Raw genomic sequence first — 16,675 nt, 5'->3', positions numbered from 1 at the left:
ACGCTTCGGCGCGTTCTTTGGGCGTTGCGTGATCGAGCTATTCAGTCTGATGATTTTGAACCCCGCCTTTGCAGTAAATCGATTTGATCCGCTGGCACCAAGGTGCGCAAGGTCTTGTAAAGCACGCGGGTTTCCAGCAGGTTCCACACGCGCAACATGGTTTCCAGCGCATCCAGTGGTTTGCTGATGAAATCCTTGGCTCCCAGGGCCAGGGCGCGCAAGCGTGTGTCGCGGGTGGCGTCGGCGGTGAGCACCAGAATCGGCAAGTATTCGCTGCTTGGGATACGCCGGTTGAGTTGTTCCAGCACAGCGAAGCCGTCGAACTCGGGCATGTGCAGGTCGAGAATCACCAGGTCCGGCTCGAAGCTGTTGAACAGCTCCAGAGTCCGCAACGGTTGGGTGCTGCTCAGCACATTGGTCAGCCCTTCACGCACCAGCAATTGCTCCACTAGATCGAGGTTGGGGCGTTTGTCGTCGATGATCAGAATGCGCAGGTCGGGGTTCACACGGGCTCCGGAAAGTACTGGTCGAGGTGGGCAAGGAACGAAGGAATGTGAATCGGTTTGGTCAGCACGGCGGTCGCGCCCGCGTCACTCAAGGCCTGGCGGGTGAGGTCGGTGGCATCGGCGGTGATCATTAGCACCGGGGTGGTTCGGGTGATTGCGCACCGGCGCAAGCGCTGCAGAACGTTCAGCCCGTCGATGTCCGGCAGCGAGACATCCAGCAGGATAAGCTGTGGCGCATGTTGGGCAGCCAGGTCCAGCCCCAATTGACCTTGCATGCTCGAGAGCAGTTTTATCCCAGGTCGCCGTTGCAGCACGGTTTCGATGAGCGCCAGGCTGGAGAGGTTGTCTTCGATGCACAACACCTTGCCCTGAACTTCGGGGTCTGCAAGTGCAGGGATCAGCGGTCGATTATCGAGCGCGGCAGCGGCTGCCCCGACGGCGTCCTGCAAGTGTACAAACGCCAGCTCCAGGGTAAATCGGGAACCGACGCCGGGTTGACTTTGCACGGTCAGGCTTCCGTTCATCATTTCCAGCAGGCTCTTGCTCAGTGCCAGACCAAGGCCGCTGCCTTCCACATTCGGGTCGGTCTCCAGGCGTTCAAACGGCTTGAACAGGCGAACCAGGCGATCAGCCGCAATGCCTTTGCCGGTATCGCTGATCGACACAGCGATTCGTTGCTGATCAATCTTGACCTCGATGCTGACCTGACCCTCAGGCCGGTTATATTTGATGGCGTTTGACAGCAGGTTCAGCAACACCTGAGTCAGGCGTTGTCGATCGGCGACGATCCCACTGTCAGCGGCCAGGATTGGCAGCGGTGCCAGCTGGATGCCGGCATCGGCGGCCATTGGCGAGACCAGCGTCAAGGCTTCTTGCAAGGCGATTGCCAAGGGCACGGATTCGATGTTCAGCGGCAGGCGTCCGGCTTCGATCTTGGCAATGTCCAGCACTTCATTGATCAAGATCAGCAGGTGCTGGCCGGCACGCAGTATGTGACCGATCTGCGCCTTTTGCCCAGGGGGCGCGTCCATGTCCAGCAGTTGCGCAAAGCCCAGGATCGAGTTGAGCGGGGTGCGCAGTTCGTGGCTCATGCGCGACAGGAATTCACTTTTAGCCAGGCTGGCGCGCTCGGCCTCTTCGCGGGCGGTGCGCAAGGCAATCTCGGCTGCGCGGCGATCGGTAATGTCCCGGGTGATTTTAGAGAACCCACGCAACGTGCCGCTGCTGTCGTATTGCGCAGTGATTACCACGCTGGCCCAGAAGCGGCTGCCATTCTTGCGGCAACGCCAGGCTTCCTCCATGTAATGCCCGTCGCGAGTGGCCTCACGCAAGGCCATTTCGGGATGCTGTGGGCACTCTTGCGGCAGGTAAAACATTGAGAAGTGTTGGCCAATGATTTCCTGCTCGGTATAGCCTTTGATCCGCTCGGCGCCGGCGTTCCAACTGGTGACATAGCCCTGGGTGTCGAGGGCGAAGATCCCGTAGTCCTTCACGCCGTCGATGATCAGCCGCAAGCGTTCTTCGTTGTCGCGCAACGCGCGTTCACGTTCAGCCAGCAGTAGGCCGGCCTCCACCAGACGAGTGCCCAACTGGCCAATCTCATCGTTCTCCGGCGGTTGTGGCTGCAAAGGTTGCCCCAGGGCCAGGCGTTGGGCATTGCCCTGGACCTGCTGCACCCTGGCTACGATCCCTTTGGACAAAAACAGTACCGCCACGATGGCACCAAATAGTCCGCAGAGGGCGGCCAGTAAGGTTGAGAACAACAGCCGCTGACGGGTCGCGTATGCCGCCGCAGTCCGCTCGGCCAGCAACGTGTCCTCAAGGGTGAGCATGGTGCCGATGTGCTCGCGCAATTCATCGAGGATGTATTTGTTATTGACCAGGATGGTGGTGAGCGACTCCGGTTTAGCCTCTCGATCGCGAAGCATTTGCTCCAGCCCATCGATTTTGCTGTTGATCAGCGGTGCGATGGCGGTAAGTTGTGCACGCACCCGTTCATCACGCACATGGCTGTCGAGGCGGCGCAGGGCCGATTCGATCAGGGGCTTGGCTTTCAGATAGCCCGGCAGGAAATCTTCTCGATGTGTAAGCAGATAACCGCGTACGCTGGCGGCCGCTTCGGCGAGCAAGGTGTGCACAGTCTGGATATCGCCTTGCACCAGCAATACGCGGCGCACGTCTTCTTCGGCACGGGCAGTCTGGCGCTCGGTGATGTAGATCAACACCAGTGACAGCAGCAGGATCACCAATGGCAGGGAAATCACCACCAGGGCCTTGCCCCGTAGCGGCAGGTCGGCCCAGCGTCCGGCATAAAACACCTTCATGGTTGAGTCACCAGGCCCAGAGCAATGCCACGCACCGCAGCCTGGGTTCGGTCAGCCGCCCCGAGTTTGCCGATGACCCGTTCGACGTGGGCTTTTGCCGTGCCGGTGGTAATCCCCAGCTTCTCACCGATCAGGCGATTGCTCATGCCGTTGGCCACCAGCCCAAGTACCTGGCGTTCTCGTGCAGTGAGGTTTTCGGTGGGTGTACCGCCACTCGCATTACGTTCGGTCATGCGTCTTAGCAGGCGGGCGCTGACGGAACGATTGAGGGCTTCTTCACCGGCAGCGACGCGCTGCAGGGCGTCGATCACTTCGTTGCGGCTGGCGTCTTTGAGCAGGTAACCGACGGCGCCGGCACTCATGGCCGCCTCCAGATGGTCGGGGCTGTCGTCCATGGTGAAAATCACCACTTTCAGGGTCGGCAGGCGTTGCTGAAGCAGACGTGCAGCGCCCAGGCCGTTGAGCAACGGCATGCGGATGTCGAGGATCACTATATCCGGCAGCAACCGTTCGCACAGCTCGACGGCCTCCTGACCATCGCGGGCCTGACCGACCACTTCGAATTGCGGATGACCGGCCAGCAAGGCGACAAAACCGGTGCGCGTGACTTCATGATCATCAGCGAGCACGAGACGTAGGAGGTGGGTCATTGGAGTGTTCCATCCAGGTTCACGGGCACGCCGACGTGCAGTTGGGTGCCGCCGTTGATTGCGCTGGTGCAGGTGAGGCGTCCACCCAACAGGCTGGCGCGTTCCTGCATGGTGACCAGGCCCAGATGTCGAGTTTTGTCGGTATCGAGTTGGAGTTCGGGGGCAGCAAAGCCTTTGCCGTTATCTTTTACCCGCAGCCAGGCCTGACCGTCGTGCAGTTCCAACGCCAGTTGCACCTGTTTGGCGTGCGCATGTTTGAGGATATTGTTGATCGCTTCCTGGGCGATCCTGAACAAACCGATCTCCACCTGACTGGGAAAGCGCACCTCGCAACGCGTTAACCAATTCACGCTGATTCCGGCTTCGCGCAGCCGATCAGCTTCTTTATCGACCGCCTTGAGCAATCCGAAATCGTCGAGCACCGTCGGGCGCAGGCCGCTGATCAGTTGCCGGCCTTCAACCACGCAATGCTGGGCCAGTGCCAGAATCGCCTGCAAGTCTGCCCCGAGGGTGTCCGGCAGTGTCGGGCAGCGGCCGGCAAAACCTTGCAGCCGCTGGTGCAAGCCCGCGAGGGTTTGCGCCAGGCCGTCGTGCAGGTCATAGGCGACGTGCTTACGTTCGTCTTCTTGCGCACAAAACAGCCGTTTGACCAGATCCGACAGAGTGCGATCCCGGGCTTTGAGCGTTGTCAGTAATCGGTCATTTTCAAGGTGCGCAGCCAGCAGGGTAGCGAGCAGTTGCATGGATTCGCTGTCTTCGTTGTCCGGCGCCCGCAGGCTCACGCTGTTGGCCAGCACCAGGGCGCCAAAGGCATTCCCGTCGCCACCGCGTAACGGCACCCGCAGCACATTGGGCAAGGATTCCCCCGGACGATCCTGCCAGTTCGGCGTGCGCATTGTACGGTCGGCGGCGATCTCCAGACTGTTCAGTCGATCACGGCAGCCATGCCGGGCGGTGGTGCTAACGCGTCCGTCGGCGTCCCACTCCAGCAGCATCCCGTGGTCCATCGCGAGGAAGGCGCAAGCCCGTGCCAATACTTGCTCGCGCATGGCGTCCGGGGCCAGCCGGGTCAACTCCTGCCCGGTATGTACCAACAGCCGCAGGCGCGCCGCGCGACTCTCCGATTGCCGATATTGGGTGCGGATGGCCAAGGCACTACCGGGGTCGTGTGGCAGGGTTTGCATGCTTGGGCTCCGGCGTTGGGGCAAGCGCCACGGGCGCAGGGAGGGTCATTAAACCTTGTTAACGGTACGGTGTGCCATCTGCCAAATGGCATAGCTAAATGATTCCGGTTGGCCGATGTCGGGTGGCTGGCGGGTTGGCAAAGTGTGCGCAACGACCACCACTGGAATATCGCAATGAAATTCAAAACCCCGACCATTGCCTTGCTTTTTGCCTTGAACGCACCGTTTGTTCAAGCAGCGCAGACGTCTCCGTATGTCTACAACACTGTGGCCCAAGTGCCTGACGGCGTGAAGGACCGTGAGATTGCCGGTTTGTTTGACCGTTGGAACAGCATGTTGCAGACCGGTAACGCTCAATCGGTGGTCGACCTGTACGCGCCGGACGCGGTGCTGCAGCCAACCATGTCCAATCAGTTGCGCACCACGTCGGCTCAGATCAAGGACTACTTCGATCACTTCATAGCGCTCAAGCCTGTGGGCCAAATCAACTACCGCGACATCAGCCTGCTGGGCAGCAACGTGGCCGTGGACAGCGGCGTCTACACCTTCACCCTGACCGAAGCGACCGGCAAGACGCGTCAGGTGCAGGCGCGCTATACCTTTGTCTACGAACAGGTGGACGGCCATTGGAAGATTCTCAATCACCATTCTTCGGCGATGCCTGAAGCCTAGGAGCAATGAGACGTCCGCGCGACGTGACCTTCAATGATCGACCTCACTGCTGCTCAGTTCGAGGTCTTTTTATAGTTCAATGTTTTGCGCATCGTTCCCCGCCAAATGCTCGCTGACCGCCCTGATCGCCTCCTGGGCCCGCCGGGTAAAGCTGGAGTGATCACGGTGCATCATCACCAAACGATCAATGGCCCTGGTCATGGCCACGTATAGCACGCGTGTTTCATCTTCGTCATCTGCGCCGTTGATGGGCATGTCGTGCAGATAGGGGAGGACAACCAAGCCGAACTCCAGGCCTTTGCTGGAATGCATGCTGACGATTTTGACTGTATCTGCATCATCGTAGAGTTTGCTGCGGTCTTGGGTGAGGCGCGTGGAGACAAACGGAATGCCAGCGTCCTTCAGGATTTTTTCAATGTGCTCGGCTTGAGCCCAATGTCGTTAAATAACGGCCATGTCGTCCAGTGTGCGCCCCTTGCGTTGTCATGGATCACGCGATGGCCTTCGCCGATGGACCGCGCCAACTGCTCCTGTTGTAAGTCCATCACCTTGATCAAGCTCGGCGCCGGCGCTTCGTGGGCGTTGAACAGTCCAAACTGGCCTGGTGAGAGGTTTACTCGTACTTCCGGGAATAAGTGGTAGCGCATTCGGTCAATTTGCTCATCTGTGAGGTGGCAGGCGAACACCTGAGCAAACATCCTGATCAGGCGCGCCTCAAAGCCCTCGCTTTCTACCGCCTCAGTCATTTCATCTCGGCAGATGACTCGCTGTTCAGCCAGCACATTGGCAAGCCCGGCGCTCTCGAACTGCTTACGGGTGATCTCTGTCAGGACCACGCCCCAGCTGTAGGGCATCAGTAAGCTACGCTCGCGAATAGAACCGGCTGGCTGTTGCAATGCCGGGTCATTTTGCAGCAGCTTCACGGCCTCCAGGGTGTTGATCCGAGCCTGCGCTAACGGGTTGGCCACGGTTTTCAATTGACCTTCGACACGGATCCTGGCGTGCTCAGCGGTCAGGCTTTCGATGGTCTCCACCTTCCAGTCCTTTACCTCCAGCGCCAGAATCCCTCGTTGCGGATGCATCAGCACGAAGTCCGGCCGCAAGCCTTTTGGGCCTACAGGTACATTGAACCAGCACAGCCAATCGTCCGACAGTTTCTTTTCCAGGCGTTCAGCCAGACGGCGCTCGCCCGCAGTATCAAACCGACAGATGTTGCGGGAGGGAAAATGTAGAGCCATGCCGTATGCCTCGATCATTTGCGTACTCGATATGATTCAGAGCGACGCAAAATAATAAGTTCGCAGCGTGACTGCGCTTTATCAATCGCGGGACGGTCTGTCATGACCGATTTTTTGGCAATGGTGATTCAGGTGCGGATGGCGAGCCTGGCCTTTTGTCTTTGTCCTCGGCATCTATAGCTCTTTCATGCAGTTCGGATCGAGCGATCGAGATGTGCTTGGGTGCCTGGATGCCTAAAGAGACATGACTGTCTATAACGTCAATCACCTTGATCTGAATTTCGTCGTCGATACGTAAGCGTTCGCCGGTCCTCCTAGTGATAAGTAGCAATGGCAGCACCTTTCAAATTGGGGTGAATGTTCGGGCCATTAATTCCATGCATTGTCCGAAATTCATGTAGGAAATTTCCTGCGCTGCGGTTGGTTGGGTATCTCAGTTTTAGACCCTGAAATGTCAGGCCTTTTGATCTCAGCATTTCCCGGTCGGGAGGACGCAAGTCAGGCAGTGGAGTGCCAGTGCCGTTGAGAGTATCCAATGACGCCAACGCCTGGATAGGTCAGGCGGTGCAACAGTTATCGAGCGTATGGCTCAGCCGGGAGAGCAGCTCACCTTTGAGGCCTGCAGCGTTAGAAGTAAAACGAAGATTAAGGTCACCTACTCTTGGCGCTGCCATTGGCGACTTGGGATGATGTGCGCCTTACCTACCAATAAAAGCGTTTCAAACTGCCAAAGTCTGAGAAGCTAGCTTGATGGTCATACCTATCCTGATGCCCGATGATGATTGCGTCGTCTCGTTATGTAGTTGGGCGAGTTCGACGGGCAGTAAAATGCCACGAGCAATCCGGCGTGTCGCTCTGCGTTTCTGAGCGTGCGGCTAAAAAATAACCTGCACTTTAATTACTCTGCAAATGCTGAGTATTGCTATGGCTAACATAAAGATTTATAAAGAGAAATTTGAAATTATTGCAATTAAAAATTAATCAATCGGAAATTTCCTAAAGTAATAATAAGTTTAAAATTTAATTGGGTGGTGCCTGAAAAGTGTTTTTTGGGTGTTTTCGATAGTTCAGTAACAAAACCGAAAAGAAAAAACTGCATAACGGTATATTCCAACTAAGCCAAATGACTCAGGAAGAATCATGCCGTCAACAATCAAAATTTCAGATGTGCGCCTACTTGGCCAAAACACTGCTTTGAAATATGCATTTTTTGTCTGGTTGGCTTCACCAGTATCTGCATTAGCCGACATTGATATCGACACCGCTAACGGGCTGATTGACTCCAAAAGAACGGCCTGGTTCAAAGAACTGCAAAGCCATGTCATCACTCGCTACCCACAACCAGGGTCAGAAGCGGCAAACCTTGACCGACTAGGGTCTATCGCCTACGCGCAGGACAGCGGCGACAGATATCGGCTCGCCATCAGCGATGCATCTCAGAAATCTGTCTATAAGAGGGCGATCATGACGCAGTCAGCGCTAGGCTCCCTCACCCCTGAAAAAACACCCGGCGCACCGCTGGATCTCTCAACCTTCGATTCATACAGTCACTTGGTAGATCTATATAACCTGGCAAGCTACTCATATGACGCTAATGAAAAAAAAGAACGAACTGCAGATTTCATATTAAAAGACCAGTTCCTTCGTGGTCGACCCAAGGACGTGCTTGAGAACTCACAATACATAAAAAATTACCAGTCCATAGAAGGTTCATCCTTCCCCAGCGGCCATACGTGGGATGGCTATGAAACGGCCATGGGCATGAGCCTGGTATTTCCAGAGCGTGGCAGTGAAATCATTTCCCGCGCCTTGCAGTACGGCGAAAGCCGGGTCGTATTGCGAGCGCACTTTCCTACCGACACCATCGCGTCCCGTATTGGTAACTATTATTACCTGTCCAAAATGCTGGAAGACGACACGCTGGCAACGACTTTCTTTGAGCTGAGCAAGGATATTCGCAAACAGGTAGACGCATCGAAACTGTGCTCGGGCACCTTGCGCAACTGCCTTGAGGCTCAAGACTCGCCCTTGACCGATACCCAAGCCAAAGAAAACTACAGCCTCGGTTACTACAATCAAATGCTCGCGCGTGACGCCGTTGTGCTCGCGCCTGAGCATATCCCGCAACAGGCCGGCGCCTTGCTGCGTTTTCGCTTCCCCTATTTGAAATCACCCGAATGGCGGCAGATTCTGGCCAGCACGGCTTATCCCAGCAATTCGCTGGCGGGCTGGACCTTCGATGCCAACAGCCCGAATGCCAATTGGGGGCTGATCAACCTGCCTCGGGCTTTTGGCGGCCCCACCTATTTCTATGAAAACTTCACGGTCAACCAAAACCCGGATTCGGATCTGGACCTGGCCGGTTTTTCTCAGGTCGATACCTGGAAGGAAAATATTGGCGGCCCTGGTGGTTTGATCAAAGAGGGCAGTGGAACGCTCATTCTCACGGGCAATAACACCTTTGGTGGTGGCATCGATCTGAACCAGGGCACCTTGCAAATTGGTAACGGCGGTACGCAAGGCTCAGTGCTGGGCAATATCAACAACAAGGGCACTCTGACCTTTAACCGCAGCGATGACGTGGTTTTTGGTGGCGACATCAGCGGTTACGGCAATATCATAAAAGACGGGACGGGCACCCTCGAACTCACGGGCAGTAACCGTTCCATGGGGTACACCTATATCGACAAGGGTGTACTGAAGGTCAATGGCACGCTGAACCATGCATTGGTTTACGTCGAGTCCGGCGGCCAATTGCAGGGCAGCGGCGAAATCGGTCAGGTTGTCGTCAAGGAAGGCGGGGTGCTCGCGCCCGGCAATTCGATCGGAACGCTACGTATCGCTCAAGATCTGGTCTTCAGGCCCGAGTCGGTCTACCGCGTCGAGGTTGATGCCACTGGGCGTGCAGACAAGCTGGATGTGGCCGGGCCTGTTGACCTGCAAGGTGGCCGGGTCGATGTTCAGGCGCAGTCCGGTGATTATCGTCCTAGTACCACCCTGGCCATTATCCAGGCGCAAAAAGGTATCAAGGGTCAATTTGCCAGCGTCACCTCCAACCTGGCTTTCCTCACGCCCAGCCTTGCTTATGAACCCAACCAGGTAAACCTGAACCTGTTGCGCAATAATATTCGCCCCGCAGAGCTGCTCAAGAACGAGAACGAAAAAGCCCTGGCCACGCAATTGCTCACCACGATACCGGCCGGCCCGGCGGCAACGTTGCCAGGCGATGGCTTGGCGGCCACCGACGTACAGCCTTCCCCGGTGACCTCTGAACCCTCTGTTCCAACAACCTCCGAACCTGTTGTTGTTACTGTGCCTGACGCACCCCAGCCTGTTTACACTCAACCCCTTCCAACCCAGCCCGTTGCACCGAGTTCCTCTCTTGCTGCCATTGCTCAAGCGATCACGCCACCGGTGCCGAGCATCACAACGAGCGACGAGCTCCCCGTACTCTTTGGTAGCGACGAGGATAAAGTCTTTGGCGGCAGCCTCAGTGGCAACGCCAATCTGATTAAAACCGGTGCAGGTCAGCTCAGGTTGACGGGCGTCAGCGATATGGCCGGGCGCATCGATATCAACAAAGGCACGCTGAGCGCCAATGGCACATTGAGCAACGCGATGCTTTACGTCGAATCCGGTGCTCAGTTGCAAGGTATCGGCGAAGTCGGCGCAGTCACCGTCAAGAAGGGCGGGATCATCGCCCCGGGCAACTCGATCGGCACCTTGCGTGTTGCCCAAGACCTGACCTTCAACCCCGAGTCGATTTACCGGGTGGAGGTCGATGCGGCTGGGCGTACCGACAAACTGGAAGTGGCCGGGCGCGCGGATCTGCAAGGTGGTCTGGTGGACGTCCAGGCACAAGCCGGCGATTACAGGCCCAACACCACGCTGGCCATTATCCAGGCGCAGAAAGGTGTCAGTGGTCAATTTGCCCAAGTGACCTCCAATCTGGCGTTTCTCACGCCCAGCCTCGCTTACGACCCCAACCAGGTGACCCTGAACCTTGTGCGCAATGATATTCGCCCCGCAGAGTTGCTCAAGAACGAGAACGAAAAAGCCCTGGCCACGCAGTTGCTCACCACGATACCGGCCGGTCCGGCGGCAACGCTGCCAGGCAAAGGCTCGGCGGCCACCCACGTACAGCCTTCCCCGGTGACCTCTGAACCCTCTGTTCCAACAACCTCCGAACCTGTTGTTGTTACTTTGCCTGATACATCCCGGCCTGTTATCACTCAATACGAAGAGCCGGTCATCCCACCGCTCGCGACATTGCCAGTCGCTGGCACGGCATCGTCAACTATAACTACACCAGAGCCGGCCCCATCCGCTGCCCTGTTGGACGCAGCTCCCACACCGAACGCTGCGCCGACCCCGTCTCTTACCTGGGCCCAGAAAGAAAACGATGCCTTGATCGGACTCTCCAGGGACGAGTTCAAGAACATCATGAAACCCATGACGGGCGAGCTGCATGCTTCACTCAAGAATGCGCTGCTGCAAGACTCAAGCTACGTGCGCAACGCCACGCTCAATCGTCTCTACGAGACAGAGCACAACCCACGTGCCCTTGGCGTCTGGGGGTATGCCTTCGATTCCAGAGGGACACAAAACCGGGAGGGCGATGCCGCCAAACTCAATCGTGCGATTCAAGGCGTCATCGGAGGGGTTGATCGACAGGACGAAGAAAGCGGCTTGAAAGCCGGTCTTGCCGCCAGCTATCAAAACAGTTCCGCCTCGCTGTCCACGCAGAGTGCTTCGGCCGACGTCGAAACCTACAGCCTTGCTGCCTATGCGAGCAAACAGTTCGACAGTCTCACCCTGCGCCTCGGCGCGGCCTATGCCTGGCATGAGATCGACAGCAAGCGCGATGTAGCCCACAAGAATGGCTCCACGCGACTCAAAGGCAATTATGACGGCAGCACCCGCCAGGCCTTTGCCGAGCTATCCCACAACATTCACTTCAACACAGTGACGTTGGAACCCTTTATCGGGCTCAACTACGTCCACGTTGAAACCAAAGCATTTTCAGAGAAGGAAAACCTCTTCGCCCTCAGTGGCAAAAAAAGCCGCATGGACGTGACCTCGGCCCGACTCGGTGCGCGCGTGAACGCTGTTCATCCTCTGGCCAATGGCATGGCCGTGCGTCTGAACGGTAGCGCCGGGCTGCAACACGCATTCACGGAGAAAACCACCGACACTCGTTTGAAGTTGCAGTCCCAAGGAGACTTCGTGAATATTTCTGGCTTGCCCGTGCAGCAGGACACGGCTCAGTTGGCGTTCAGCGCTACCTTGGATTTGACGCCGGCCTTTTCCGTTGGGTTGAGGTACACAGGCGAAATAGGCCAGCGCTTTCACGATCAGAGCACCTCCGCCATGGCTTCATGGACGTTCTAGGAGCAATCAGAATGCCCCTGCGGTTAGCTAATGACCGCAGGATTGATGAAGCGATCGGCGGCAGCCCAGGCATATCGCTTCCGGGCGTGCGCCTGTCTCGCCGGCTAGCGTGATTCGATTAAGTGAGTTATTTGCTTTGTGGCTTATCAAGCAGGGAGGGTGGTAATGCTAATAAAAAATTTGAAGCGTTCCGCGCGTGGTTCACGCCCAAACGGCGGCTGCGAGCAGGCATTACCTTGCTTGTCATCACGGCAGTCGGACCGTCTTTCTATCCGGGTGATTACTGGACTTGGTTGTTGGGTCCTGGGGTCATACTTCTCTCCAGCACATGGGATCCAGACGCTCACGATAAGTGTTGAGACCTCTGCCCGGTTGGCGCCGTTTTCTCTGGCGTTGGTTGAAATGATGTTCGTCGACACGCAGGCTGAACGTCGAGCGGCTGTAATCGCCGTAAGCGCCGCCGCACCAAGTGAAGCTACTGGCGGGACTGAACAGTCGGCCGGCGGTGTTTTTGCGCAGACCTCAGAGTGCATAGGCTAGTAGGCTTGCCTTCGGAAATTTCCTACAGGCGCGTAAGCGGACGCTTATTAGTCTCCTACCAGAACTGGGCAGTACCACTCTTAGTGGTTGTTCGCTGGGTCGCTACGCAGCCCCAGCGTGCGGCAGCGCTCCGCGCATACAGCATGATTTAATGATACAGGTTGCTCAGAGATCTTTCGCTTGGTAAGAGCGTGTCTTGGTCAGTGCCAGAAACGGATGAATACGCCATGCTGAATTGCGGTTTGTGGATATCCGTACTACAGCGGCAGGGTCAAAATTAGCGAGTCCCGAGTGAACGCTGCTCGTAAGAGGTGAAGTTCCATCGTCTCGCTGAGGCCAAGTACCGCCTGAACAGAAATTCGTGCAAGTTTATGGTTTCGAAAAACGTATTCTTCGACTAGCGATGGAAAATCTCTTACCTACTGAGGCTGTCTGGCGCAAAAAACTAGGCATGATGCATGGTGCTGGCGATGATCTCAGCGCAGATACCAGATTCAATTGAACTGTATTTCGTATGACAAAATGCTCGGTCGGCTGAAGAGATTCTGCCGTGTATGAGCGTGAACTCCTCTCTGGATGGAATAATTTTTATGAAAAAGTATATTGCTTTTTTAACTCTGGCTTTTCTATTTGCCGGACATGCTCAAGCGGCTTACACTCAACAGGAACAGCAGAACAAACGTAATGTGCTTGAATTTTTTGAACAGGGACTGAACCAGAAAAACTTTGATAAAGCAGCACGCTATCTTGGCGAGCGATACGTCGAACACAACCCAAGTGGTGAAGATGGGCCTGAAGGTTTCCGGAAGTTTGTGTCTTTCCTCAAGCAACATTTTCCAGATTCCAAGAGCGAGGTAAAACAGGTTTTTGTCGATGGAGACATTGTTATTTTACACGTCAAAAATACTGGCCGTGGCGAGGGCGTGACGCTGGCAATTATCGAAATCTTCCGGCTGGAAAACGGAAAAATTGTCGAACATTGGGATGCTATCCAAACGGTTCCTGAAAAGGCTGCTAATGCTAATGGCATGTTTCCAGGCGACTAGCAACGCTCGTGAAACTTGACACAACCCTAAGCCATGCAGCGAAAGTACATAGGGCCGCTAGGTTTATGCCCGCGCCAATGGCTGCTCTCGGAAATTTCCTACAGAAAACCGTTTCTCTTTTATATATTCCTAGCGCTATTGGCTTGTATTCATCTCTCTGACATGAATACGTTACCACTGTATGCCCACGTTATGAGGAACCAGGTTCGGCTCCCGAAAAGTGTCGAGGACCGCTGCGTTGCTGAACGTAACTAACTGGTTACCTACCTCATTTACTCATGGTTCGCTGAACTGAGGTCGCAAGCGCCGGCCAGCGGCGTTGGAATTTTAATCTTTCTAATTATAAGAGAAGTGTTTCGATGACCATTATGCCTCCGATCACCGAGCAACCCGCACGCCCCCTGACTCGCAATGACTACAAAACGTTATCACTCTCTGCTCTGGGCGGTGCGCTGGAATTTTATGACTTTATTATTTTTGTATTTTTCGCCGCCGTAGTTGGCCAACTATTCTTCCCGCCCGACATGCCCGAATGGCTGCGCCTAGTGCAGACCTTCGGCATATTTTCTGCTGGTTATCTTGCGCGACCGCTGGGCGGTATCGTCATGGCGCATTTTGGCGACCTGTTGGGGCGCAAAAAGATGTTCACCTTGAGCATCTTCATGATGGCCGTACCAACATTGATCATGGGCTTGTTGCCTACCTATGCGCAAATTGGTATTTGGGCGCCAATGTTGTTGTTGCTCATGCGGGTGATTCAGGGCGCGGCGATTGGTGGTGAAGTTCCAGGGGCCTGGGTTTTCGTGTCCGAACACGTGCCGCAACGACACATGGGTTACGCCTGCGGCACGCTGACTAGCGGCCTGACCGCCGGGATCCTGCTCGGTTCGCTGGTTGCGACGCTAATCCACAGCGTCTTTACCCCAATCGAAGTGTCCGATTACGCTTGGAGAATCCCGTTCTTGCTTGGCGGTGTTTTCGGTTTGTTCGCGGTCTATCTTCGCCGCTGGTTGCATGAAACCCCGGTGTTCGCCGAGCTGCAATTGCGCAAAGCCTTGGCCGAAGAAATGCCATTGCGTACGGTGCTACGAGAGCATCGCGGGGCGATTGCAATCTCCATGCTGCTGACCTGGCTACTGTCGGCCGCCATTATTGTGGTCATCCTGATGACCCCGACCACGCTGCAAACTATTTACCTTTTCCCAGCGACCACCGCATTGCAAGCCAATAGCCTGGCGATTGTATTTCTCTGCTTCGGTTGCGTGGCCTCCGGTGCGCTGGCGGATCGCTTAGGCGCCGGGAGAGTATTTGTATTCGGCAGCGCTGCGCTGCTGATCGTTACCTGGACCTTCTATCACTGCCTCTTCGACCACCCCGACTGGTTGTTCCCGCTGTACGCACTGGCCGGATTGTTTGTAGGCACCATTGGTGCGGTGCCGTTCGTGATGGTCAAAGCCTTTCCAGCGGCAGTCCGTTTCAGCGGGCTGTCATTTTCCTACAACTTGGCCTATGCGATCTTCGGCGGACTCACTCCAATAGCCGTAACCCTACTGCTCAAGGCAAGTCCCATGGGGCCTGCCTACTACATGGCGATTATTTGCCTCATAGGCATCGTGATAGGCAGCTATCTCTGGAAGAGAGGCCTTTGATGTGAGGGTAGGAAAGTGTCGTGACGAGTTTTCAAGCTAGGTGATGCTTATGAGTAATCAGAAAAACAAGAACAACAACACTAATAAAAATACTCACAGGACTAACTATCCATGCTTTGCAACTTTAAATTCATGGTTTATATCCTCTATTGGGGCTCTGCGTTAGGCATTGCTGAATCTGCGACTGCTGCATTTTTGGACGACAGCAAGGCCAGTCTTGATATGCGCAATTTTTACATGAACCGAGACTTCCGGCACGACGGCGCCGGGCAGAATAAAGCAGAGGAGTGGGCCCACGGATTCATTCTGCGCTTCGAGTCCGGTTACACTGCGGGGCCGCTGGGGGTCGGTATTGATGCCGTGGGCCTTCTGGGTGTGAAACTGGACTCCAGTCCTGATCGAGCCGGTACTGGTCTGCTTAAGAATGCTAGCGAGGCGTCAACACGCGCTAAAGATGAGTACGGTGAATCTGGCCTGACAGCAAAACTTCGCGCGTCAAAAAGCACTTTCAAGATCGGCACCCTTCAACCAGTTCTGCCACCCTTGATGCGTAACGACGGTCGCTTGTTACCGCAAACTTTTCGTGGTGCATGGCTCAATAGCAACGAGATCGATAATCTGAGCCTTGATCTTGGTCGCATAGATCGAGTCAATCAGCGCAACTCCTCAAACAATGAGGAACTGACGGTATTCAATGGAGGCAAGCGTAACATTACGCTAGGCCAGGCCAAAAGCAGCAACGAGCTTCTGTTCGGTGGTGGCCGCTACCAATGGCGTCCGGAATGGGTCACCAGTTACTACTATGGCGGCCTGGACGGCATCTATAAACAACACCTGTTAAACATGGTTTACCACTTGCCGCTGGGGGAGGGACGGAGCCTCAAATCCGATCTGCGGTTCGTCCGCTCCAGCGACGACGGCGGTAGCAATGTGGATAACGATGCCATGGGTGCGTTATTCACTTATAAGTCGGGGGGGCATAACCTCGGCGTTGGTTATCAGCATCTGAGTGGCAGCACCGGATTTGCCTACATAAACGGTGCAGATAATGCGCTGATTAATTTACTGCAAATCAATGATTTCGGTAATCAGAATGAGCGCTCGTGGCAAGTGCGTTATGACTATGATTTTTTTGTGCTGGGTGTACCCGGCCTAAGCCTGATGACCCGTTACGTGTCAGGTGACAACGTCGATCGTGGCCCGGGCTTGAGTGAAGGTAAGACCTGGGAGCGAAATACCGACCTGAGTTATGTCATTCAGAGTGGTCCGCTCAAGGACTTCGGGCTCAAGATTCGCAACGCCAGTACGCGCAGCAACTTTCTCAGTGACATAGATGAGAACCGCTTGATACTTAGTTACAACTTGGCTTTATGGTAGAACGATGACGTTCTCGCCGTTTAGTGTTGTGCCGAGTTCTGGTATTTCACTTTATACCCAGGTGAATACTCAGATGGTCCATGCCGAGCGCGCTATCC

General features: G+C 55.5%; 12 protein-coding genes and 1 pseudogene. 6 read left to right on the top strand and 7 right to left on the bottom strand.

The window, feature by feature from the left end:
• Positions 1-41 precede the first annotated feature (41 nt).
• From QMK52_RS24560 to QMK52_RS24545, 4 genes are read right to left on the bottom strand one after another with little or no spacing between them, the layout of a single operon-like run.
• Positions 42-506 carry a response regulator gene (locus tag QMK52_RS24560; RefSeq protein WP_065944140.1) on the bottom strand — a complete coding sequence of 155 codons (465 nt, stop codon included), beginning with the start codon at positions 504-506 and terminating at the stop codon, positions 42-44.
• Entirely contained in the window at positions 503-2,830 is a 2,328-nt protein-coding gene (locus tag QMK52_RS24555) for an ATP-binding protein (protein WP_122734323.1), read from the bottom strand. Before QMK52_RS24555 ends, QMK52_RS24560 begins: the two co-directional genes overlap by 4 nt.
• Positions 2,827-3,480 (bottom strand): response regulator, encoded by a 654-nt coding sequence (locus tag QMK52_RS24550; protein ID WP_122734325.1) that lies wholly within the window; start codon positions 3,478-3,480, stop codon positions 2,827-2,829. The genes QMK52_RS24555 and QMK52_RS24550 overlap by 4 nt, the downstream gene beginning before the upstream one ends.
• Positions 3,477-4,664: a sensor histidine kinase gene (locus QMK52_RS24545; RefSeq protein ID WP_122734327.1), complete on the bottom strand. Its 1,188-nt coding sequence runs from the start codon at positions 4,662-4,664 to the stop codon at positions 3,477-3,479. Before QMK52_RS24545 ends, QMK52_RS24550 begins: the two co-directional genes overlap by 4 nt.
• A 174-nt stretch (positions 4,665-4,838) precedes the next feature.
• Between QMK52_RS24545 and QMK52_RS24540 the strand changes: the two genes are divergently transcribed.
• On the top strand, positions 4,839-5,336 hold the full coding sequence (locus tag QMK52_RS24540) for an SgcJ/EcaC family oxidoreductase (RefSeq protein WP_122734389.1): 498 nt from the start codon (positions 4,839-4,841) through the stop codon (positions 5,334-5,336).
• Between the two features lie 69 nt (positions 5,337-5,405).
• On the opposite strand, the gene QMK52_RS24535 is transcribed toward QMK52_RS24540, so the two are convergent.
• The 3 genes from QMK52_RS24535 to QMK52_RS24525 form a co-directional block, all read right to left on the bottom strand.
• Positions 5,406-5,726, bottom strand: coding sequence for a 3'-5' exonuclease (locus QMK52_RS24535; protein WP_320404215.1), 321 nt, complete (start codon positions 5,724-5,726; stop codon positions 5,406-5,408).
• A gap of 11 nt (positions 5,727-5,737) precedes the next feature.
• On the bottom strand, positions 5,738-6,592 hold the full coding sequence (locus tag QMK52_RS24530) for a nuclease-related domain-containing protein (protein ID WP_320403589.1): 855 nt from the start codon (positions 6,590-6,592) through the stop codon (positions 5,738-5,740).
• Positions 6,593-6,674: 82 nt separating this feature from the next.
• Complete coding sequence (locus tag QMK52_RS24525) at positions 6,675-6,914, bottom strand: carbon storage regulator (RefSeq protein WP_083204905.1); 240 nt, start codon at positions 6,912-6,914, stop codon at positions 6,675-6,677.
• A gap of 800 nt (positions 6,915-7,714) precedes the next feature.
• On the opposite strand from QMK52_RS24525, the gene QMK52_RS24520 reads away from it, so the two are divergent.
• The 5 genes and pseudogenes from QMK52_RS24520 (at position 7,715) to QMK52_RS24505 (ending at position 16,577) form a co-directional block, all read left to right on the top strand.
• Positions 7,715-11,965, top strand: a complete 4,251-nt coding sequence (locus tag QMK52_RS24520; protein WP_320403588.1) for an autotransporter domain-containing protein — start codon at positions 7,715-7,717, stop codon at positions 11,963-11,965.
• An 889-nt stretch (positions 11,966-12,854) separates the two neighbouring features.
• Positions 12,855-13,007: pseudogene (locus QMK52_RS27460) on the top strand (asparagine synthase-related protein); the annotation flags it as partial.
• An 88-nt stretch (positions 13,008-13,095) separates the two neighbouring features.
• Positions 13,096-13,551, top strand: a complete 456-nt coding sequence (locus QMK52_RS24515; protein WP_320403587.1) for an ester cyclase — start codon at positions 13,096-13,098, stop codon at positions 13,549-13,551.
• Between the two features lie 368 nt (positions 13,552-13,919).
• Entirely contained in the window at positions 13,920-15,200 is a 1,281-nt protein-coding gene (locus tag QMK52_RS24510) for an MFS transporter (protein WP_164365965.1), read from the top strand.
• Positions 15,201-15,332: 132 nt separating this feature from the next.
• A complete protein-coding gene (locus tag QMK52_RS24505; protein ID WP_413817852.1) occupies positions 15,333-16,577 on the top strand; it encodes an OprD family porin in 1,245 nt (414 codons plus the stop codon).
• Positions 16,578-16,675: the final 98 nt, after the last annotated feature.

Source organism: Pseudomonas sp. P9_2 (assembly GCF_034008255.1).
Taxonomy (GTDB): domain Bacteria; phylum Pseudomonadota; class Gammaproteobacteria; order Pseudomonadales; family Pseudomonadaceae; genus Aquipseudomonas; species Aquipseudomonas synxantha_A.
Note: the sequence above shows the minus strand (reverse complement) of the source record. Positions and strands in the feature narration are given on the sequence as shown.

Coding starts and splice junctions, on each gene's coding strand:
- QMK52_RS24555 (WP_122734323.1), bottom strand. CDS start 2,830: ATGAAGGTGTTTTATGCCGGACGCTGGGCCGACCTGCCGCTACGGGGC.
- QMK52_RS24550 (WP_122734325.1), bottom strand. CDS start 3,480: ATGACCCACCTCCTACGTCTCGTGCTCGCTGATGATCATGAAGTCACG.
- QMK52_RS24545 (WP_122734327.1), bottom strand. CDS start 4,664: ATGCAAACCCTGCCACACGACCCCGGTAGTGCCTTGGCCATCCGCACC.
- QMK52_RS24540 (WP_122734389.1), top strand. CDS start 4,839: ATGAAATTCAAAACCCCGACCATTGCCTTGCTTTTTGCCTTGAACGCA.
- QMK52_RS24530 (WP_320403589.1), bottom strand. CDS start 6,592: ATGATCGAGGCATACGGCATGGCTCTACATTTTCCCTCCCGCAACATC.
- QMK52_RS24520 (WP_320403588.1), top strand. CDS start 7,715: ATGCCGTCAACAATCAAAATTTCAGATGTGCGCCTACTTGGCCAAAAC.
- QMK52_RS24515 (WP_320403587.1), top strand. CDS start 13,096: ATGAAAAAGTATATTGCTTTTTTAACTCTGGCTTTTCTATTTGCCGGA.
- QMK52_RS24510 (WP_164365965.1), top strand. CDS start 13,920: ATGCCTCCGATCACCGAGCAACCCGCACGCCCCCTGACTCGCAATGAC.
- QMK52_RS24505 (WP_413817852.1), top strand. CDS start 15,333: ATGGTTTATATCCTCTATTGGGGCTCTGCGTTAGGCATTGCTGAATCT.